Origin of the sequence: Mycobacteroides chelonae CCUG 47445 (assembly GCF_001632805.1) — a bacterium.
GTDB lineage: Bacteria > Actinomycetota > Actinomycetes > Mycobacteriales > Mycobacteriaceae > Mycobacterium > Mycobacterium chelonae.
In genome coordinates this window covers 1,015,043-1,034,752 of the sequence record NZ_CP007220.1, presented here as the reverse complement: position 1 = coordinate 1,034,752, position 19,710 = coordinate 1,015,043, and the positions used below count along the sequence as shown (strand labels likewise).

Annotated in this window: 21 protein-coding genes; 10 read left to right on the top strand and 11 right to left on the bottom strand. The window is 62.8% G+C overall.

Features of this window, described 5'->3' with window-relative positions; translation table 11 throughout:
- The first annotated feature begins 2 nt into the window (after positions 1 to 2).
- Complete coding sequence (locus tag BB28_RS05090; RefSeq protein WP_046252721.1) at positions 3 to 1,139, top strand: GTP-binding protein; 1,137 nt, start codon at positions 3 to 5, stop codon at positions 1,137 to 1,139.
- Here BB28_RS05090 and BB28_RS05085 read toward each other — a convergent pair.
- Positions 1,136 to 1,687 (bottom strand): CGNR zinc finger domain-containing protein, encoded by a 552-nt coding sequence (locus BB28_RS05085; RefSeq protein ID WP_046252720.1) that lies wholly within the window; start codon positions 1,685 to 1,687, stop codon positions 1,136 to 1,138. The two genes, BB28_RS05090 and BB28_RS05085, sit on opposite strands and share 4 nt — an antisense overlap.
- 80 nt (positions 1,688 to 1,767) lie before the next feature.
- Between BB28_RS05085 and BB28_RS05080 the strand changes: the two genes are divergently transcribed.
- The 3 genes from BB28_RS05080 to ctaD all read left to right on the top strand — a co-directional run bounded on the left by BB28_RS05080 (position 1,768) and on the right by ctaD (position 4,883).
- A complete protein-coding gene (locus BB28_RS05080; RefSeq protein ID WP_046252719.1) occupies positions 1,768 to 2,262 on the top strand; it encodes a VOC family protein in 495 nt (164 codons plus the stop codon).
- Positions 2,259 to 3,128 (top strand): NAD(P)-dependent oxidoreductase, encoded by an 870-nt coding sequence (locus BB28_RS05075; protein ID WP_075874231.1) that lies wholly within the window; start codon positions 2,259 to 2,261, stop codon positions 3,126 to 3,128. Before BB28_RS05080 ends, BB28_RS05075 begins: the two co-directional genes overlap by 4 nt.
- A gap of 75 nt (positions 3,129 to 3,203) precedes the next feature.
- On the top strand, positions 3,204 to 4,883 hold the full coding sequence (ctaD, locus tag BB28_RS05070; protein WP_064393425.1) for an aa3-type cytochrome oxidase subunit I: 1,680 nt from the start codon (positions 3,204 to 3,206) through the stop codon (positions 4,881 to 4,883).
- Here the strand turns inward: ctaD and BB28_RS05065 are convergent.
- The gene (locus BB28_RS05065; RefSeq protein WP_046255545.1) at positions 4,880 to 5,314 is read right to left on the bottom strand and encodes a pyridoxamine 5'-phosphate oxidase family protein; all 435 of its coding nucleotides are present in this window, start codon (positions 5,312 to 5,314) and stop codon (positions 4,880 to 4,882) included. The two genes, ctaD and BB28_RS05065, sit on opposite strands and share 4 nt — an antisense overlap.
- 48 nt (positions 5,315 to 5,362) lie before the next feature.
- Positions 5,363 to 6,211, bottom strand: a complete 849-nt coding sequence (locus BB28_RS05060; protein WP_225421997.1) for a TIGR03621 family F420-dependent LLM class oxidoreductase — start codon at positions 6,209 to 6,211, stop codon at positions 5,363 to 5,365.
- An 86-nt stretch (positions 6,212 to 6,297) separates the two neighbouring features.
- Here BB28_RS05060 and BB28_RS05055 point away from each other — a divergent pair, with 86 nt between their 5' ends.
- Positions 6,298 to 7,350 (top strand): NAD(P)H-dependent amine dehydrogenase family protein, encoded by a 1,053-nt coding sequence (locus BB28_RS05055; RefSeq protein WP_046252717.1) that lies wholly within the window; start codon positions 6,298 to 6,300, stop codon positions 7,348 to 7,350.
- Positions 7,351 to 7,373: 23 nt separating this feature from the next.
- On the opposite strand, the gene BB28_RS05050 is transcribed toward BB28_RS05055, so the two are convergent.
- The 6 genes from BB28_RS05050 to BB28_RS05025 form a co-directional block, all read right to left on the bottom strand.
- A complete protein-coding gene (locus tag BB28_RS05050; RefSeq protein ID WP_225421996.1) occupies positions 7,374 to 8,960 on the bottom strand; it encodes a histidine phosphatase family protein in 1,587 nt (528 codons plus the stop codon).
- A gap of 177 nt (positions 8,961 to 9,137) precedes the next feature.
- Positions 9,138 to 10,046, bottom strand: a complete 909-nt coding sequence (ppk2, locus tag BB28_RS05045; RefSeq protein ID WP_046252716.1) for a polyphosphate kinase 2 — start codon at positions 10,044 to 10,046, stop codon at positions 9,138 to 9,140.
- Between the two features lie 53 nt (positions 10,047 to 10,099).
- Positions 10,100 to 10,849: an SDR family oxidoreductase gene (locus tag BB28_RS05040; RefSeq protein ID WP_046252715.1), complete on the bottom strand. Its 750-nt coding sequence runs from the start codon at positions 10,847 to 10,849 to the stop codon at positions 10,100 to 10,102.
- A 9-nt stretch (positions 10,850 to 10,858) separates the two neighbouring features.
- Positions 10,859 to 11,722 (bottom strand): Fpg/Nei family DNA glycosylase, encoded by an 864-nt coding sequence (locus tag BB28_RS05035; protein WP_046252714.1) that lies wholly within the window; start codon positions 11,720 to 11,722, stop codon positions 10,859 to 10,861.
- A 15-nt stretch (positions 11,723 to 11,737) separates the two neighbouring features.
- Positions 11,738 to 12,487, bottom strand: a complete 750-nt coding sequence (gene cobF, locus BB28_RS05030; RefSeq protein WP_046252713.1) for a precorrin-6A synthase (deacetylating) — start codon at positions 12,485 to 12,487, stop codon at positions 11,738 to 11,740.
- A 6-nt stretch (positions 12,488 to 12,493) separates the two neighbouring features.
- Entirely contained in the window at positions 12,494 to 13,144 is a 651-nt protein-coding gene (locus BB28_RS05025; RefSeq protein ID WP_046252712.1) for a TetR/AcrR family transcriptional regulator, read from the bottom strand.
- Between the two features lie 109 nt (positions 13,145 to 13,253).
- On the opposite strand from BB28_RS05025, the gene BB28_RS05020 reads away from it, so the two are divergent.
- Positions 13,254 to 14,168 (top strand): AurF N-oxygenase family protein, encoded by a 915-nt coding sequence (locus BB28_RS05020; protein WP_046252711.1) that lies wholly within the window; start codon positions 13,254 to 13,256, stop codon positions 14,166 to 14,168.
- Positions 14,165 to 14,473, top strand: a complete 309-nt coding sequence (locus BB28_RS05015) for a DUF4873 domain-containing protein (protein WP_052740106.1) — start codon at positions 14,165 to 14,167, stop codon at positions 14,471 to 14,473. Before BB28_RS05020 ends, BB28_RS05015 begins: the two co-directional genes overlap by 4 nt.
- Here the strand turns inward: BB28_RS05015 and BB28_RS05010 are convergent.
- Positions 14,441 to 16,792, bottom strand: a complete 2,352-nt coding sequence (locus tag BB28_RS05010; protein WP_046252710.1) for an ATP-dependent DNA ligase — start codon at positions 16,790 to 16,792, stop codon at positions 14,441 to 14,443. The genes BB28_RS05015 and BB28_RS05010 overlap by 33 nt on opposite strands.
- Between BB28_RS05010 and ku the strand changes: the two genes are divergently transcribed.
- The 3 genes from ku to BB28_RS04995 all read left to right on the top strand — a co-directional run bounded on the left by ku (position 16,782) and on the right by BB28_RS04995 (position 19,178).
- Positions 16,782 to 17,591, top strand: a complete 810-nt coding sequence (gene ku / locus BB28_RS05005; RefSeq protein ID WP_046252709.1) for a non-homologous end joining protein Ku — start codon at positions 16,782 to 16,784, stop codon at positions 17,589 to 17,591. The two genes, BB28_RS05010 and ku, sit on opposite strands and share 11 nt — an antisense overlap.
- 118 nt (positions 17,592 to 17,709) lie before the next feature.
- Positions 17,710 to 18,909 (top strand): Nramp family divalent metal transporter, encoded by a 1,200-nt coding sequence (locus BB28_RS05000; RefSeq protein ID WP_046255541.1) that lies wholly within the window; start codon positions 17,710 to 17,712, stop codon positions 18,907 to 18,909.
- Between the two features lie 77 nt (positions 18,910 to 18,986).
- Positions 18,987 to 19,178 (top strand): hypothetical protein, encoded by a 192-nt coding sequence (locus BB28_RS04995; RefSeq protein WP_064393423.1) that lies wholly within the window; start codon positions 18,987 to 18,989, stop codon positions 19,176 to 19,178.
- A gap of 67 nt (positions 19,179 to 19,245) precedes the next feature.
- Here the strand turns inward: BB28_RS04995 and BB28_RS04990 are convergent, their stop codons facing one another.
- Positions 19,246 to 19,656, bottom strand: coding sequence for a DUF5313 domain-containing protein (locus BB28_RS04990; protein WP_046252708.1), 411 nt, complete (start codon positions 19,654 to 19,656; stop codon positions 19,246 to 19,248).
- Between the last annotated feature and the right edge of the window lie 54 nt (positions 19,657 to 19,710).

Sequence of the window (19,710 nt, the reverse complement as noted above, 5' to 3'; positions counted from 1 at the left end):
ATGTGACTACAGCCCAGCTCTTACCCGTAACCGTGCTCTCCGGATTTCTCGGAGCCGGAAAAACCACCCTGCTCAACCACATCCTTGCCAATACCGAGGGACGCCGCGTCGCGGTGATCGTCAACGATATGAGCGAGGTGAACATCGACGCCGCCCTCGTTGCGGGCACCGGACACCTGGACCGCACCGAGGAGCGGCTCGTCGAACTCACCAACGGCTGCATCTGCTGCACCTTGCGTGAGGATCTGATCGAAGCCGTCGGAAACCTGGCCCGACAGAACCGATTCGACCAACTCGTCATCGAATCGACCGGCATCTCCGAACCCATGCCGGTGGCCGCCTCGTTCACCTGGGAATTCGAGGACGGAACGAGCCTCGGGCAGGTGGCCAAGCTCGACACCATGGTGACGGTCGTCGATGCTTCCACCTTCCTGCCCGAGCTGGCACGCGGCGAGGCCCTGGCCGACCGCGATATGGCCGCCGCCGACGGGGATGCCCGGTCCATCGCCGACCTACTCACCGATCAGGTGGAGTTCGCCGACGTTCTGATCCTCAACAAGGTGGACCTGGTGAACGAACGGACCCTCGGGATGGTGGAGACACTACTGCGCCGTCTCAATCCCACGGCGACGATCGTGCGCTCCACCGGCGGCTCCGTCGACCTCGATCTCGTACTACAGACGGGATTGTTCGACCCCGAGTTGGCCGCCCAGGCGCCGGGCTGGGACGAGGAGATCGCCGACGGGCACACACCCGAAACCGAGGAATACGGCATCAGCAGCATGACTTTCCGCTCGGACCGGCCGTTTCATCCCCAACGCCTCAACGCGGCGCTGGAAGCGCTGCAAGGACTGTTGCGCAGCAAGGGATTCTGCTGGATCGCCAGCCGCCCCGACATCGCGGCGATCTGGTCGCAGGCGGGACCGAACCTGACGATCGAACCCGCGCAGTTCTGGCGCAACACCGAGGTCACGCCGGGGCAGGAGATTGTCTTCATCGGCGTGCGGCTGGATCGACCGCGTGTGCAGCATCTCCTGGAATCCGCGCTACTCACCGACGATGAGCTCGCCGGTGGCCCCGAGACCTGGCACAGCTTCCCCGATCCCCTGCCGACCTGGGGCGTCATGCACGCCCACTAACCGCGGCGGCTCATGGCAGCCTTTTTGGCGCGGTTCCCGCAGGTGTTCATGTTGCACCAGCGCCGATTATTGGCGCGGCTGGTATCGACGTAGAGGCCATGGCACTGCTCATCCGAGCATGACTTCACCCGATCGCGATCGGGTCCACCCAGTGCCTCAATGGCATCGGCGGCAATGATCGACAGCGCGTCCGCGACACACTCGCCCTGCCAGATTGCCTCGCCGTTCTCGAACAGCCGGTGCGCCTTTCCGTTTCGGGAGAAGGAGTTCAACACCCGGGCCGCTGCCGGTGCGATCCTGCCGCCGCCCGCGACCTGCGCACCCGCACGGTGGATGGTCTCGCGAAGCTCCGCGGCTGCTGCCAGCTCCGCTTCGGTCAACGGCTCACCCGAGAAACTCAACCCGTTGGCCCGCAACCACAGCCCCAGCCGCCCCGGGTCGGTGAGCCGCTCGCGTGCCGCCCCGGCGCGGTCAAAAACCGTCGCGGTGAAACGGAAGGCCAGTACCGCGTTGTCCAGCCGGAACACCACTCGAGGATCCTCTGCCATGTGAACCACATTAACCGGTTCGACAAGGTATCGATGATGCCCTACGGTAGAACCGGTTAAACCAGTTCAATGGAGGAGAGATGTCCGTCAATCACGTCGGGATCACCGTTCCCGATATCGCTGCGGGAATCGACTGGTATCGCGAAGTGTTCGGATTCGAATGCATCATGGGTCCACGCACACTCGAACCCGGGCCGGCCGGTGAGCTCCCACCGGGGCTGGACAGTCGATTCGGCCAGGCGCGCATGGCTGGTCTACAGACAGGAAACGGGGTGGGCATCGAGCTGTTCGAATTCATCGATCCCGTCACGGATCCACGATCTGACGTACCCGTCGAATACACCCGGCGCGGCACCTGGCATCTATGCCTCACGGTTCCCGACGTAGAGAAACAGACGCACGCCGTTGCCGCGGCCGGTGGACAGGTCATCACCCCGCCGCGTCCCGTCGTGGCGGGCCGACCATGGTCCATGTCCTACCTCACCGATCCATGGGGGACCGTCATCGAACTGATGAGCCACGACTACACCGAGATCTTCACCAATTGGCCTACTGAAACAGGAGCGCACCCGTGAGCACAATAGCCGTCGTCGGACTGGGAGCCATGGGAAAGGCCATGGCACACAATCTTCTTCAGGCCGGACATGAAGTCTCCGTGTGGAACAGGTCTCCCGGCGCCGTCGACGAATTGGCGGCCGCGGGCGCTCGCCCACTCCACTCCCCCGCACGGGCCTTTGACTCCGCAGTGGTGTTCTCTGTGCTGGCCGATGACCACGCCGTAACCGAAACCTTTTTGACAGCAGAGATTCTCGGGGCAGCATCGGGAGCTTTGCATGTCAACCTTGCGACCGTCAGCACGCAGCTGGCCGACCGGGCCACGGCACTGCATGCCGAGTACAACGTGGGATACGTTGCCGCGCCCGTGTTCGGCCGGGTCCCCGTGGCACAGGCCGGCCAACTACAGGTGTTATCGGCGGGCGCCTCGGACCACATCGACAGAGCACAACCATTCCTGGACATCATCGGGGCGCGTACCTGGCGATTAGGCGATGTGCCTCGACAGGCCAATGTCGTCAAGATCATCGGAAACTTCCTGATCGCGTCTGCCATCCAGTCTCTGAGCGAGGCCGTCAGCATGGCCGAACGATCCGGCGTAGATTCCGAACTACTGGTCGACTTGCTGACCAGTACCCTGTTCCAGGGTCCGGCATACAGCAGCTACGGCAATCTCATCGCCACCTCCACCTACCAACCTGCTGGTTTCACAACCACTCTGGGACGCAAAGACGTAGGGCTGGCTCTCGACGTCGCGGCAGATACCGGCTTGCGACTGCCCTTCGGCGAAGTACTGCGAACGGTTCTCGATGAGGCGCTGGCCAACGGGCAGGCCGACTTGGACTGGTCCTCGATAGCCGATCTACAGCGGGCGCGCGACGTGTAGCGACTATGGCATGATGTCCACAGGAAATGCCTCACGTACACAGGCGAATCGGACTGTCTCGTATGGAGGTTTCCTGTGGCTACATCATCTCTCGAACTGACGGCAAGTCGCCCCTTTCCCCCTCGACTAGGGCCCAAAGGCTCTCTTATCTACAGACTTGTTACCACCACCGATCACAAGCTGATCGGAATCATGTACCTCGTCACGTGTTTCGCCTTCTTCATGGTGGGCGGTCTGATGGCGCTGCTGATCCGCGCCGAACTCACCACGCCGGGGCTCGCGTTCCTGTCCAACGAGCAGTACAACCAGCTCTTCACCATGCACGGCACCGCCATGCTGCTGTTCTACGCAACGCCCATCGTGTTCGGCTTCGCCAACGTGGTGCTGCCATTGCAGATTGGCGCCCCCGACGTGGCCTTTCCCCGACTGAACGCATTATCTTTCTGGCTCTTCTTGTTCGGCGCTCTCATCGCGATGGCCGGCTTCATCACCCCCGGCGGCGCCGCCGACTTCGGCTGGACCGCCTACACCCCGCTCTCCGATGCCATCCACTCGCCGGGTGCCGGTGCTGACCTGTGGATCCTGGGCGTTGCCGTCGGCGGTCTGGGCACCATCCTCGGTGCGGTCAACATGATCACCACCATCGTGTGCATGCGCGCCCCCGGCATGGTGATGTTCCGGATGCCGATCTTCACCTGGAACATCCTGGTCGTCAGTGTGCTTGTGCTACTGGTGTTCCCGCTGCTGGCCGCGGCTGCCATCGGGCTCGCCGCCGACCGTCACCTGGGCGCACACATCTTCGATCCCGCCAACGGCGGTGTCCTGCTGTGGCAGCACCTGTTCTGGTTCTTCGGACACCCCGAGGTGTACATCATCGCGCTGCCGTTCTTCGGCATCGTCTCGGAGATCTTCCCGGTGTTCAGCCGCAAGCCGATCTTCGGTTACACCACGCTGATCTACGCGACGCTCGGTATCGCGGCGCTGTCCATCGCGGTGTGGGCGCACCACATGTACGCCACCGGCGCCGTGCTGCTGCCGTTCTTCTCCTTCATGACGTTCCTGATCGCCGTCCCGACGGGCATCAAGTTCTTCAACTGGATCGGCACCATGTGGAAGGGCCAGCTGACCTTCGAAACCCCCATGCTGTTCTCGATCGGTTTCCTGGTCACCTTCCTCTTCGGTGGCCTCACAGGTGTGCTGCTGGCCGCTCCCCCCATCGATTTCCACGTCACCGACTCGTACTTCGTAGTGGCGCATTTCCACTACACGTTGTTCGGAACCATCGTGTTCGCCAGCTTCGCTGGCGTGTATTTCTGGTTCCCGAAGATGACGGGCCGCCTGCTCGACGAACGACTGGGCAAGTTCCATTTCTGGCTGACCTTCATCGGCTTTCATGCCACGTTCCTGGTGCAGCACTGGCTGGGCAATGAGGGTATGCCGCGCCGGTACGCCGACTACCTGCCCACCGATGGCTTTACGGGGTTGAACGTCGTGTCGACGGTCGGTGCGTTCATTCTCGGTTCGTCGATGCTTCCGTTCGTGTGGAACGTGTTCAAGAGCTACCGGTACGGCGAGGTTGTCACGGTCGACGATCCGTGGGGTTTCGGCAACTCCCTGGAGTGGGCCACCAGCTGCCCGCCGCCACGGCACAACTTCACCGAGCTGCCCCGAATCCGTTCGGAGCGCCCGGCATTCGAGCTGCACTACCCGCACATGTCCGAGCGCATGCGCGCCGAGGCGCACGTCGGGCACTAGCCCGGAACGTGGCCGCCGTCCGGCTCGTGTCCGAAAACGAAACGGCGGCCGGTGATCTGCGCCGGGATGACGCGCACATAATGCAGCTTCACAGTGGGTATCCACGGGTAGAGGCCACCCTGGTCGGCCTCGTCGATATCGGCCGACGAGTTCAGCACCTGTGCCGCACCACGCACCACGACACTCCAGCCACCAATGTCGTTGTGATCGTCCGCCTCGAACAGCACCTCGTCGCTCACGACGGCACCGAAAAGCTTGGTGCCCTCAGCCGTCCGGAACAGTACGGTGCCGCGCTGGGTCACGAAGTTGATCGGGAAGATCTCGGGTCTTCCATCGATCACCACGACCAATCTGCCCAGCTTGGCGCTGGACAGCAGCGTCCAGCTTTCGTACTTTTCCAGCAGGGTCACGGGTTGCGATTCGGGCGTCATGACTGCATGATCGCCGACCGCGGCGGCCATAACTAGATGCGAAAGTCACTATCTGAGGGCGGCAATCAGCGAGTGAAAATCCTTGAGCCCGCGTGGATCTACTCCCATGTACGTGAGATAGGAAATGCCCAGTTCTTCGCGTAGCCCGATGATCCGCTCGATGAGTGCCCCCTTGGACCCGTGCAACAGCGTAGGAGAGGCGAGTAACTGTTCATCGGAATCATGTGGCCGGTAGACACGCATCAGCCCCAGATCAGGTGCGCGGTCAATCGCAACATCGAATATCCCCAAGTTCAGTTCCGGCGTGTCAGTGCGTTGACCGGCCGCTGCCAGCACATATGCGGCACGTTCGGCGAGATCGGTGTTCGTCTTCGCATCAGAGATCGCAACGATATCGGCTTGCTGCGCCCCGAGTTTCAGGATCTTGTCCCCCTTGCCCGCGATCATGATCGGCACGGGAACCTGGACTGGCCGCGGCCAATGCTGCGGGCTTGAAAGCAGCCCCCGCAGCGCGCCGAGAGCATCGGCGAGCTGCTGCACGCGTCCGGCGGGACTCAGGAACGGCACTCCCGCTGCCTCGTACTCCTGCTCGACATAACCGGCCCCCAATCCGATCTCGACGCGGCCACCGGTGAGCCGGTCGATCGTGGCAATGTCGCGCGCAAGTAGACGCGGCGAATAGAAACCGGTAGTCAGTACGAAGCTTCCGACCCGGATGCTCGTCGAGGCGCTCGCGGCGGCAAGCATCACCGGGAAGGGCGCACCCACACCAAGGTGATCGGGAACCACAACAACGTCCACCCCGCAATCCTCGGCCTGCCGCACCTGCTCACGGATCTGGACAGGATCGCCATGGGAGATCAGATTCGTGCCAAACCGAAATCCGTGTCTAATCACCGAGATTCCCACCTCTCAAGATCTGGACCAAGCACTTGTTTGGTGTTATGCAGGTCTGAGGCTACCGGTTGCGAGGAGGCAATGACATGGTCTATCGAGTGGTCCAGTGGGCGACGGGCGAAGTGGGCAAGGCGGCAATCCGCGCGGTACTCGCCCATCCGGAATTACAGCTGGTGGGGTGCTGGGTGCACTCCCCGCAAAAGACCGGCGTCGATATCGGAGAGCTCATCGGGCACGCGCCCATCGGCGTCACAACGACCAACAGTCTGGAAGACATCCTCGCCCTGGACGCCGACTGCGTGATCTACAGCCCGCTGCTTCCCAATCCGTCCGAGGTCTCGGCATTACTCGCCTCAGGAAAGAATGTGGTTACCCCAGTCGGTTGGTTCTACCCAGACAGTTCGGGTGTCGATCTGGATGCCACCGCGCGCCAGTTCGACGTAACGCTGCACGGCACGGGAATTGACCCCGGCGGCATCACCGATCTTTATCCGCTGATCTTCTCGTCTATGACATCGGCCGTAACGTACGTGCGCGCCGAGGAGTACTCAGACATCCGCACCTATGGCGCTCCGGACGTCATCCGACACATCATGAAGTTCGGCGGCACTCCCGAAGAAGCAATCAGCGGCCCCATGCCCAAACTGTTGGGCGGCGGGTTCAAACAGTCCCTACGAATGATCCTCGATGGCATGGGTTTCGCAGAGGTGGAGATCCGGCCCAGCCTCAAGGTCGCGGTCGCCACCGCAGACATCGACTCTCCGATCGGCACCATCAAACCCGGATGCGTTGCCGGTCAGCAATTCTCGTGGGAGGCATTCGTCGGGGACGAGGCGGTCGCACGTATCGCCGTGAACTGGCTGATGGGCGAGGAACACTTAGAACCCGCCTGGTCGTTCGGCCCGACAGGCCCGCGCTACGAGGTCGAGGTGCATGGCACTCCCTCGTCATCGTGCACGATCACCGGCTTTCATCCCCACAGCGTCGAGGCCGGGCTCGTCGCCAACGAGGGCGTCGTCGCGACGGCCGCGCACTGCGTAAACTCCGTGCCCTATGTATGCAGGGCCGAGCCGGGACTCAAGTCCTACCTTGACCTTCCGCTCATCGCGGGCAGGGCGCATCCTCGGCTCCACCGGTGACCGGTGGAGCCGAGGACAGCTCGTTAAGCAGCGTCCTTGTGGGATGAGCCGCCAGCTCCCGACCCCTCGGTCCCGCCGCTCTTCGACGGGCTGGGGGTCGCGGGTTTGGCCGCCTTCGGCTCCGCGCCTGCCGGTCCGCTCTTGTTACCGATGGTCGCGGCGGGTTCAGATTTGGACGGCGCACCAGTGATCTTCTGAACCGCGTCAGAGGCCTTCTGGAGCGCGGCCGAGAGGTGTTCCTTGACGCTCGGCACGCCGCGCGGGGTTTTACCCGGCTCGGACTTGTTGCCGCCGCTCAAATCCGTTGCACCGTTGGCCTTGACCGGCTTGCTCGGCAGCGTGATGACCTTCGCCAGCGGCTTGTCCTCCGGAGCCTGAACGGCGGGATTCTTTACTTCGGGCGCATTCGCCTCTGGCGCCTTTACTTCGGGCGACTTTGCTTCCGGTGCAGCCGATTCATCGGCCTTGGCGGCCGACTTGGCCAATCCGGCCGTCTTCTCCGTTGCCACCTCGACCACCGCGGCAGTCTTCTTCGCCTCGATGACCTTCGCGCCGGAGAGCTTCGACTCGTGGGGCTCGGTGTTGGCGTTGGGTTCGCGCGCAGCAGTCGACTTGCTCTCCGTCACCTTGCTTTCGGCGACCGCGGCCTCCGGCTTGACGGATTGGTCCAGCGCCTTCGGCAATGCGCCACGCACCTCGTTGATGACGTCACGCGCCACCGCTACCGGGAAGTGCACCGTGGACTTGATGACGTCCACCACTCCCTTGGCGACCTCGTCGGCCACCTTGGAGATATCGCCGGTCGCGATCGCCTGCTGGATGCGGTACGCCGTGGTTTGCGGCTGTACGAAGAAGTTGCGGAAATCTACGAACAGCTTGGTCGGCAATGACGGGTTCTGGTTGACGGGCTTGCCATTCCACTCCTTGAGCGTCCAGCCTCCCTCGGGGGTGCCCTCCACCTTCACCACCGAGGTATTACTCAGCGGGTCGGAGAGCAGCAGGGTGGGATCCGGATTGTCCACGTTCATCATGACCCAGAACATGATGGTGGCCCCATGCGAGTAGACCACGGCATTGCGGTCGCCGTTCTCGTAGATCGTCTTCACCGAGTCATCGACACGGGCATCAAACGCGTTGCCGTCCTCACCTCCGGGCACGGGCACGAAACGTGCGCCCAACGTCCACAGCAAGGGCGCGGCGATGTATCCGATACGGCCGATGCCTTCCTTCTCCGATTGCCCTTCGAAGATGCCCGCGCCTATCTCACGCAGGCCGCCCAGCACGGTGGCCTTCTGCCCGAGTTTGTCCTCCATGGGCCTGGCAGTCTCCTGGGTACGGATCATGTCCGACGCATAGATGCCGTCGAAACCGCCGCCGAGCGCGTCGGCGACATCCTTCGCCTGCTGTTGGCCCGTAGCCGTGAGGTGGGGTCCGGGGACCGAGGTGTCGATCTTCCCCGACGCGTTGCCTTCGGACTCGCCATGTCGCACAAAGGTAATGGTCATCGGATCGGCTGCCCAGGCTGCGACCGCGGTGACGATCGAGAAGACAAGGGCAGCGATCACCGTCGTCAGGACACGCGACATTGCCCGCGTTTTCGATTCACGCATTAAGAATCCCCATCCATAGGTCATGTGAGTGCGCTCACATTAGCGATGCCTGATCCGAGTTAGGCAATGTTTCATCCCACTGAGCGGACCATATGGATGTGACCAAATCTGGAACGAGATGTTAAGCGAAAACCCTTGCAGGGCTGAATATTCAGTGCTATCGCTACATCAGCCCGGCTAGCGCGAGCCGGCCTTCTCCCCTTCTTCGAAGATGGCCGAAGCCGGCCCGACGATTAGGGGGTCCGGCGCTCCCACGATCTCGGTGTCCTTGTTGTCATAGTCAAACTGCGAGAGCACGTGGCGCATCGCCTCCAGCCGGGCACGCTTCTTATCGTTGCTCTTGACCACCGTCCAGGGCGCGCTGTCGGTGTCGGTGTAGAAGAACATCGCCTCCTTCGCCTCGGTGTAGGCGTCCCACTTGTCCAGAGACGCAAGGTCAGTCGGCGAGAGTTTCCAGTGGCGCACGGGATCGGTGCGTCGCGCTTCGAAGCGGGCCAGCTGTTCCTTACGGCTCACCGAGAACCACAACTTGATCAGGTGCGTCCCCGAATTCACCAGCATGCGTTCGTATTCTGGTGCCTCACGCAGGAATTCAGCGACCTGCGAGGGAGTGCAGTAGCCCATCACCCGCTCGACACCAGCCCGGTTGTACCAGGAACGGTCCATCAGCACGATCTCCCCACCGCTGGGCAGGTGCGCGGTGTAACGCTGGAAGTACCACTGTGTCTGCTCTACCGAGGTCGGCTTCTCGAGTGCTACGACGCGGGCGCCGCGGGGATTGAGGTGCTCGGTGAACCTCTTGATCGATCCACCCTTACCGGCGGCATCCCGGCCTTCGAAGATGATGCAGATCTTCTCGCCGCGTTCCTTGACCCACAGTTGCAGCTTGAGCAGTTCAATCTGCAACTTGCGTTTGGTCTTCTCGTACTCCTTGCGACTGAGCTTCTCGTCGTAGGGGTAGCCCTGTTTCCAGGCATCCTTGCCCTCTTTGGTGCGACTGATCCCGCCGCGCAGGCTCGCGAGTTCATCGAGCTCGGCGGCGTAGTCCACCGTGACGGAGGCGTTCGGTTTCTCTTGATCGGCCATAGGTTCAGCATCCCACGTGGGCACAAAGTCCCATGTGGGAAACCCATGGCCGATTAGGCCAGGCGCCCGGCCAAACGCGGCGGAATCAGGCGCATGATCAAGGTCACCGGGGCCCACGGCCAGCGAGGTACCGCGGCGCGGCCGGGCTCCCTCTCGATGGCATCCACCATGGCGGTCACGCCGGTCTTGGTGTCCACCATCATCGGCGTGGTGGGCGATTTGGCGCTCAGATCGGTCTGGATGTAGCCCGGCTCGATGGTGCTGACCTTGATTGGGCCACTGGCATATTCGGCGCGCAGCGACTCGCCCAGCGAGGAGAGCCCAGCCTTGCTGGCCGCATACGCGGCCTTCGTACCCGGTAGCCCCTTGGCGGCAGTCACCGACGAGATAAGCACCAGGTGCCCGCGTCCCTGCTCTTTGAACAGTGCGAGCGACGCTTCGATCTGCACCAGTGCACCAATGAGATTGGTTTCGATGGTTTGGATGTTGGCCCACGACTTGCCGCCGCCCAGGTGCCAGCCCTTGGCGATTCCGGCGTTCACAACCACGCGATCCAGACCGCCGAGCTCGTCGCGCAGCTCGGCGAAGACCACCGGCACCGAGTCATGGTCGGTGACGTCCAGGGAACGCACGGCGACCTTGATGCCCGGGCTGGCGGCCAACAGCTCCGCCTTGAGTTCTTCCAGCGCCTCGGTGCGCCGGGCGCACAGTGCCAGGTCGCGTCCCTTCGCGGCGAACTGACGGGCCATCTCGGCGCCCAGGCCGGAGCTTGCCCCGGTGATGAGGATCTTCTGTCGCGTCACGTTGCCACTTTATTTCAGGAGCCGCGAGAGCCGACGGTCGGCCAGCACCTTGCCGCCGGTCTGGCATGTCGGGCAGTACTGGAAGGATTTGTCGGCGAAGGACACCTCCCGCACCACGTCACCGCACACCGGGCAGGGCATCCCAGTGCGGGCATGAACCCGCAGTCCGGATCGCTTCTCCCCCTTGAGAGTCGCCGCCTGTTGTCCCACGCTGCGCTGCACAGCATCGGTGAGAACCGACTGCATGGCCTCGTACAGCGCCGTGCGTTGACCCTCGGTGAGCGTCTTTCCACTGGCGAAAGGGGACAGCTTGGCCACATGCAGGATCTCGTCGCTGTAGGCGTTGCCGATCCCGGCGATCACCCGCTGGTCGGTGATCACGTTCTTCAGACGTGCGGTAGTGCCGGACAGGATGTCGGCCAACCCGGTGTCGGTCAGCGAGAGGGCGTCGGGCCCCAGTGCGGCGATCTGCGGCACAGCAGCCGGGTCTGCCACGACCCAGACAGCCAATCGCTTTTGGGTGCCGGCTTCCGTGAGGTCGAATCCCGGTGCCTCGCCGGGTGTTCCAAGATGAACCCGCAGCGCGATAGGCCCCTTGCCCGGTTTGAGCGGCGCGGCGGCCAGCTTGTCCGACCAGCGCAGCCACCCCGCTCGCGACAAATGAGTGATCAGGTAGTGACTGCCAACCTGAAGGCCCAGGTACTTGCCCCAGCGCGTCGCACCCGTCACCGTGTGGCCATGCAGAGACGTGACCGGCGGATCGAAGGTCTTGAGCACCGAGAATGCCGAGACATCGATGCGGCCGATGGTCGCCCCGGTGGCGTGGCGCCGCAGGTGGTCAGCGAGCGCCTCGACTTCGGGTAGTTCGGGCATGGGCCCAGTCTGCCTCTACTCGCCGACACTCCGCAGTAGATAGGTATCCATGATCCAGCCGTGTTCGGCCCGGGCCGCGGCACGTATCTCGGCGATCCGGTCGCCCACCGCGCCGACGGACCCTGACACCAGCAGCTCGTGCTCTGTGCCCAGATAGGCACCCCACCAGATCTGCGTTGACGGGTCCAGCTGCCGGAATGCGCAATCACCGTCGAGCATCACCACAACGGTTCCGGTGCGAGGCCACTCGTCCAGCAACCGGCGCCCCGTCGTGATGAGCACCGGTTCCCCGATACCGTTCAGCACGATCCGGTGCCGCGCGGTGAGCGCGGCGACTGCGGTGATACCCGGCAGCACGTCGTAATCGAACGCATGAGGATCCTCGACCAGGATCGCGTCGAGGATGCGCAGCGTGCTGTCGTAGAGGGACGGATCACCCCAGGCCAGAAAGGCGCCGACGCCACCCTCCGGCAACTCGGAAGTAATTGCTTTGCCCCACAAAGCGGCCCGTTCTGCGTGCCACTGCTTCACCACACCCCGATACTCGCCGCTGCCACGCACCGGGTCGGGCAGTTCGACGAAGCGATAGTCGGGTTCGGTGATGTACCGCTCGCAGATATGGCGGCGCAACTCGACCAGGTCACCCTTGGTGTCGCCCTTGTCTGCGACGAAGAAGACGTCGACCTCGTTGAGCGCCGCGATGGCCTGCACGGTCAGGTACTCGGGATGGCCAGCACCGATCCCGATGACGCGGATCCGTCGCATCCCGACTTAGGAAGCAGCCGAATTGGGAGTCAACACCGCCGAGATCCCCTCAGTGATCGCCGACACGGTGAGCAGGTTGCCGATGAAATCACCCAGCTGCTCGTCGGTCTGAGTCGCCACAACGCCGGGAGTGACCAGTAGCGAGGCAGCGATCCGGAAGCTCCACTCGGCGGCGGCCTTGACGTCGATGACGGCCAGCTGCTCGTCGGTGAGCAACTTGCGGAAGTACGGGGCCAGCAGCACGGTCGTCTGATCGATGAACGGACGCGCCTTGACGGTCAGATAAGGCAGCACCTGCTCGGGGTTCTCCTTGAGACCCTTCTGCAGCAACGGGTGATGACGTCCGTGCTGAACGATGCGCACGATGGCGTCGATGAATCCGGTGCGGGGGGTCTTCGCAGTCGCGAAGACCGGCTCCAGTATTTCGCCGAATCGGAGAAACTCCCGATGGAACAGCGCCTCGATGATCGCGGCCTGATCACCGACGTGCTTGTAGACGGTGGGCCTCGACAGACCGGCCTTCTTGGCGATCAAGGCATGCAGGCGCGCCTCATATCCGTGCTCCAGCAAGCATTCTTCGGCGGCATCGAGGATGCGGCGGCGAATCTCGCCGTGATCGCGGGTACGGCCGCGATGGCTTGACCGGCTCACTTTCATCGGTGCCTACTTTCGTTCGCCACAAAAATTACGTGGCACTTCGCGTCTCACTTGACGCCCCAACCTGCAACGTTTACGTTTGACATCCTAACGGAAAGGACTGTCAACGGTGACGTCTACCCTCAATAACGGCCCCGCTCGTACCCCGAATCGGGAGGAATACTCCGACCGGCTACTCAAGGGCTCGGTGCGCCGTTCCTACCAGCCCATGGTGGATCTGGACTGGGATGCGCCGTTGGATCCGGACAAGTACTTCCTTCCCCCGAAGGCAATCTCTCTGTACGGCACCGACATCTGGAACAACATGTCGCGCGCTGAACAGATCGAGCTGTCCAAGCACGAGATGGCCAACGTCCTGTCGGTCGGCATCTGGTTCGAGAACATCCTCAACCAGAGCCTGCTGCGCGCTCTCATGCACGCCAGACCGAACAGCAGCGAGACCTTCTACTCGCTCACCGAGATCGGTGACGAGACCCGCCACATGACGATGTTCGGTAAGGCGATATCGCAAGCCGGGGTCGAGCCCTACCGGCTACCGCTCTACCAGCGGTGGCTGGCCAACGCCTTGCCCCTGGTCCTCAAGGGCCCAATGCTGTGGGTCGCCGCGCTGATTGGCGAGGAGATCTTCGACGCCATCCAGCGCGAGATGATGGACGATCCCGAGCTGCAGCCAATGGTTGCGCGGCTCATGCGAATTCACGTCACCGAGGAAGCCCGGCACATCCAGTTCGCCCGCGACGGCCTGCGCCAGCGTGTTGACAAACTGCCGCGTTACGCGCGTTTCATCGTCCGGCAGGTCAACGGCTTCGGTGGCCCCATCTTCATGTACCTGTTCACGAATCCGAAGATGTACCGCAATGTCGGATTGCCCGGATATCAAACCCAGCGGATTGCGTACCGCAACGAGAACTTCCGCGAGACCCAACAGCTCGGTTTCGCACCGCTGTACAACTTCCTCACCGGCATCGGCCTGATGGGCGGCACTTCACGCTGGATGTGGCGTAAAGCAAAGTTCGTCGCATGATGGATGACGACGATCTGTACGACGGCCTGGCTGTTATCACCGCAGGCGAGTTCACCGTCGAGTCCCGGGTGCGACTAATCGGGTTCTTCAACCCTCTGGACGGCAAGTTCCATTGGCAGGGAACGATTTACGCCAAACCCGAGGGTGGTGAGCTCAAGGGCGGAACTCATGTCACCATCGCCGTGGGCGAGACCAGTGCGCAAGGACGCATCACTGAGCAGACCCCGTGGGGCCACTTCTCGGTCGCGGGCGTCGGCGCACCGCCGTACCCGCTAGCCGAGATCGAGCTCGACGTCGCCAACTGACTTATCGGTGCGCAGACCACGCCAGCTGGAGTGCTTGAGAATCCCGCCGGGCGTGCGATCACCGTAGCGAACCTCGGCGACCAGGACCGGTTCGACGAACTGCACATCTTTGGCCTCGACCGCGGAAAGCGGTGCGCTGAAGGGTGATTTGTCACAGTGCAACGGCTCCAGCTGCTCCTTGAGCGAGGCCAGCTCTTTTTCGGTGAATCCGGTGCCCACCCGTCCGGCATAACGAAGTCCGTCGGGCGCCGGTATCCCCATCAGCAGCGCACCGATACCACTGCTGCGTCCGCCTTGCCCCTTACGCCAACCACCGATCACGATCTCTTGGCTGCGCCAGTTCTTCGCCTTGATCCAGGACTGGGTGCGGCCCGGAGCGTAAGCCGAATCCAGCCGTTTGGCGACGACGCCCTCCCAGCCCCGCTCATGCGAATGAGCCAGCGCCGCATCTCCGTCGCCGTTCAGTTGCTCGGGAACGGTCATCATCTCGGTGCCGGCCCCCAGCACGTCGAGCAGGCGGCGCCGGTCACGATACTTGGTGCGCAGCAGGGAATTTCCATCCAGATACAGCAGATCGAACGCCCAGAATCGGATATCGGCACTCGGCGTCCGATTCTGCAACAACGAGAAGCTCGGCAGCCCCTTGGAATCCAGCACCACCACCTCACCATCGAGAACCACACGGTGCTCACCCAATTCACGGGCAAGTTGCCGCAAGGCCGGGAACTCCTCGGTGACGTCGCGCCCACTGCGCGCCACGGCCCGCAGCCGACCGCGGTCGCATTCGAGGATGAGACGGTAACCATCCCATTTACCTTCGAATGCCCACTCATCGGCGGTCAGGCCCGCCACAGATCCGGTAGTCGGCAGCATCGGCGCGAGGCCAACTGGCATTGCGCCAGGTGAGCGCTGATCCTTCATGCGATGCGCCAGCCACTGCTTGCCATCGGTCTGAATCAGCGCATACCGCCCCGAGATTCGCTTGCCATGCAGGGTGACAATGACTTCTCCCTTCACCCCACCGTTGGCGCTGGAGCCGTCGCGTGGATCAATGAACTTCTCGGTGTCATAGGTTCCCGAGTCCCAGATGGTGACCTCACCGGCGCCGTACTCCCCCTTCGGAATGGTGCCCTCAAAGGTCCCGTATTCGAGCGGGTGATCCTCGGTATGCACCGCAAGGTGATTGACGGACGGCTCCATGGGCAGATTCTTAGGGACCGCCCACGAGACCAGCACACCGTCACGCTCCAACCGAAAGTCGTAATGCAGCGCGGTGGCGTGATGTTCCTGAATCACAAACGAACTATCGGGACCGGCTTGCGGTTCGACGGCGGGCACCGGTTCGGGAGTGCGCGCCGGATCGCGCATGCTGCGATACGTCGACAGCTTGTCTTCGATAATCGCCACATCATCGAGCCCTGCCAGCAGATCACCGTCACGCTCGGCGCGCGCCAGGACTTCGTCAAACCGCAACTGGCGCAGTCCTGGGTCGTCCAATTCGTCCCATGTACGGGGTGCGGCAACGGTCGGCGCCTCGCGGCCACGCAGCGAGTAAGGGGCAACCGTTGTCTTGGAACCGCTGTTCTGACTCCAATCCACGAAAACCTTGCCTGCACGTAGTTCCCGGGTCATCGTCGCGGTGACCAGGTCCGGCATCGACTGCTCCAGTTGCGTCGCGACCTTTCTCGCGACGGTCACCGCACCGGATGAACTGACCGGCTGCGCCAGCGGCACATACAGGTGCAGCCCCTTGCTCCCACTGGTCAGGGGAAAGGTGGTCAGCCCGATATCGCCGAGCACATCGCGCACCGCGCGGGCGACCTGCGCCAGCTGCGGTAGCTCCACGCCTTCGCCTGGATCCAGATCGAATACCAATCGTGTTGCTGGTCCTGGATTTTCGCCGACAAACCGCCACTGCGGCACATGCACTTCCAGTGCCGCCTGCTGGGCGATCCAGGCCAGTGCCACCGAGGTGTCGATCAACGGGTAGGTGACGTAGCGGGATTTGTGCTCGATACGCCGCCGGGGAAGCCAGTCGGGGGCCGACGACGCGAGGTCCTTCTCGAAGAAGGACGGCTGCTCAACGCCGTTAGGCCACCGTTTACGGGTGACCGGGCGCCCCGCGAGGTGGGGCAGCATAAACGGAGCGATGGCGGTGTAGTAGCCGAAAACGTCCGCCTTGGTGGTGGCCGGAGTGGTTCCGGTTGGCGGATACAGCACCTTGTCCGGATTGGTGAGCCGCACGAACGCAGTTGATACCGCACCGGATGTCGCGGACTGCGCGGCTCCGGTGGGCCATACTGGGGATATGCGTTCCATCTGGAAGGGCTCCCTCGCCTTCGGGCTGGTGAACGTCCCTGTCAAGGTATACAGCGCGACCGAGGACCACGACCTCAAGTTCCATCAGGTCCACAACAAGGACAATGGCCGGATCCGTTACAAACGCACCTGCGAAGAGTGCGGTGAGATCGTCGAGTTCCGGGATATCAACAAGGCCTACGAGGCCGAGGACGGCCGCACCGTCGTGATCACCGATGAGGATCTGGCGACCCTGCCCGCCGAGTCAAGCCGCGAGATCGAGGTGCTGGAGTTCGTTCCCGCCGCCGAACTCGACCCGCTGCTGTATGACAAGAGCTACTACCTGGAGCCCGATAGCAAGTCTTCGAAATCGTATGTGCTGCTGGCACAGACACTCGCGCAGACGGATCGGGTAGCGATCGTGCATTTCGCGCTGCGCAACAAGACACGCCTGGCGGCCTTGCGGGTCAAGGACTTCGGCACGCGTCAGGTGATGATCATCCACACGCTGCTCTGGCCTGACGAGATTCGTGAACCGGACTTCCCGGTGCTGGACCAGGAAGTGAAGATCAAACCGGCCGAACTGTCGATGGCGGGGCAGGTGGTGGAGTCGATGGCCGACGATTTCGATCCGAGCCGATACAACGACACGTACCAGTCGCAGCTGCTGGAGATGGTGGAAGCCAAGCTCGACGGTGGAGAGGCGTTCACTAAGGAAGAGGCGCCCACCGAGCTCGATGCCACCGATGTCTCTGATCTGCTGGCCAAGCTCGAGGCCAGCGTCAAAAAGCGTCAGGCCGAGAAGGCCAGTACCAACTAGGCGACGCCTCCCCGAGCTGGCCTCGCCGCGGCTCAAGGTTTCGGGTACTCTAACTTTTCTATTCGGGTACTTGAAATAGGAGGCGTGGGTGCTGGAGCGGCCGAAGCAGACGCGACAAATGCACGGGTTTTACCTACTCGGGCCCGCTTTCGTCGCAGCCATCGCTTATGTCGATCCCGGAAACGTCGCCTCGAACGTCAGCGCAGGTGCCAAGTACGGCTTCCTGCTGGTGTGGGTGATCGTCACCGCCAATGTGATGGCCGGGCTGGTGCAGTACCTCTCAGCGAAGCTGGGCCTCGTCACCGGGCAATCACTGCCCGAAGCCGTCGGCAATCGCATGTCACGGCCCACCCGGCTGGCGTTTTGGATGCAAGCCGAATTGGTCGCCATGGCAACCGATTTGGCAGAGGTCGTGGGCGGCGCCATCGCGCTGAACCTGTTGTTCGACCTGCCGCTACTGCTCGGTGGCGTTATCACCGGAATCGTTTCGATGGTGCTCCTTGCCGTGCAGGACCAACGCGGACAACGCTCGTTCGAATATGTGATCTCGGCGCTGCTGGCCATCATCGCGATCGGATTTCTCGCCAGCGTTGTGGTGGAACCGCCGCCGCTGGGCGAGGCCGCCGCCGGACTGATCCCCCGATTCCAGGGCGCCGAGAGCCTGATGCTGGCGACGGCCATGCTGGGTGCCACGGTCATGCCACACGCCGTGTATCTGCATTCCGGGCTGGCCCGGGACAGACACGGACATCCCGAAGCGGGCGCGCCGCGACGCAGACTACTGCGCGTCACCCGTTGGGACGTGTGCCTGGCGATGCTGTTCGCGGGCGCCGTAAACATGGCGATGCTGCTGGTAGCGGCCACCAACCTGAAGGGCCGCGACGGCGTCGACACCATCGAGGGCGCGCACGCCGCCGTCCGCGACAGCCTCGGGCCCACTGTTGCCCTGCTATTCGCAATCGGCCTGCTGGCATCCGGGCTCGCATCGTCCTCGGTCGGCGCCTACGCCGGCGCCATGATCATGCAGGGACTTCTCCGCCGGTCCGTCCCCATCGTGGCGCGACGGCTCGTCACGCTGCTCCCGGCGCTGGCGATCCTCGCCGCGGGTATCGACCCCACCCGGGCACTGGTGGTGTCACAGGTGGTGCTGTCCTTCGGTATCCCCTTCGCCCTCATACCGCTCGTCCGACTGACCAGCGATCGCGGGCTGATGGGCACCGACGTGAACCATCGCGTGACAACAATGTTGGGCTGGATCATCGCCGCGCTCATCACACTGCTGAACGCGGTACTGGTTTTCCTTACCCTTGCAAACTAGTTTCTCCTGGGAGTAGGCTGTGAATCGTGAAACGAATCCTGCCCTCAGCCTTGGCAATTGGAGTCGTTGCTAGTGGTTTGTTCGTTGGAGGTATCGCCTCTGCAACCTCGGCAAAGGCAGATCCAGATATTTGCGGCTCCGTGGATACCTATCCGCGCGTGACCGTTTGCGCGGACGGCAACTGGGACCGCGGCTGGGATCGCGGCTGGCGCGGCGGACATGGCAACGGTTGGGGCAAGGGCCACTGGAAGCACGGCGACTGGGACTGAGCCGCCCTCAAGCATCTGGCGCACGCGCAAAAATTCAGTGCACCAAGATGTTTGACATAACGCCGCGTTAGATGGGACCGCTACTGGAGTAGCCGTCTCCCGAACGCGGCCCGAATCGCCGCGCGTAGTCCTCGTGGATCCACGCGTCCTTCTGACGCTTGAGCACATCGACCAGGCCCGGATCCAGTTCATGCTGCACCAGCCGGTGACGGCGCCACACCTTGTTGAGGGCATGCGCCATGATCAGCACCCACACGTAGATGGGCACCGTCATCTCCATGTGGACGTACAGCGATGCCGGCAGCAGCCAGAACGGCGCGAGGATGAACAACGGTGGAATCGCACACCGCAGAATGTGCCGACGCACCGCGCCCTTGCCCGCCAAGTCATTGGCGACCCACTCCTTCATCGAGTCGGGCAGGCGCCGCCCGTAGCAGTAGGCGATGTACTGAAAGAAGTTCGGGCGATCGGCGGCCATAACTAGATTGTAGACTAATAATTAGTGCACTAACTAATGGTTAGGATAGTGAGA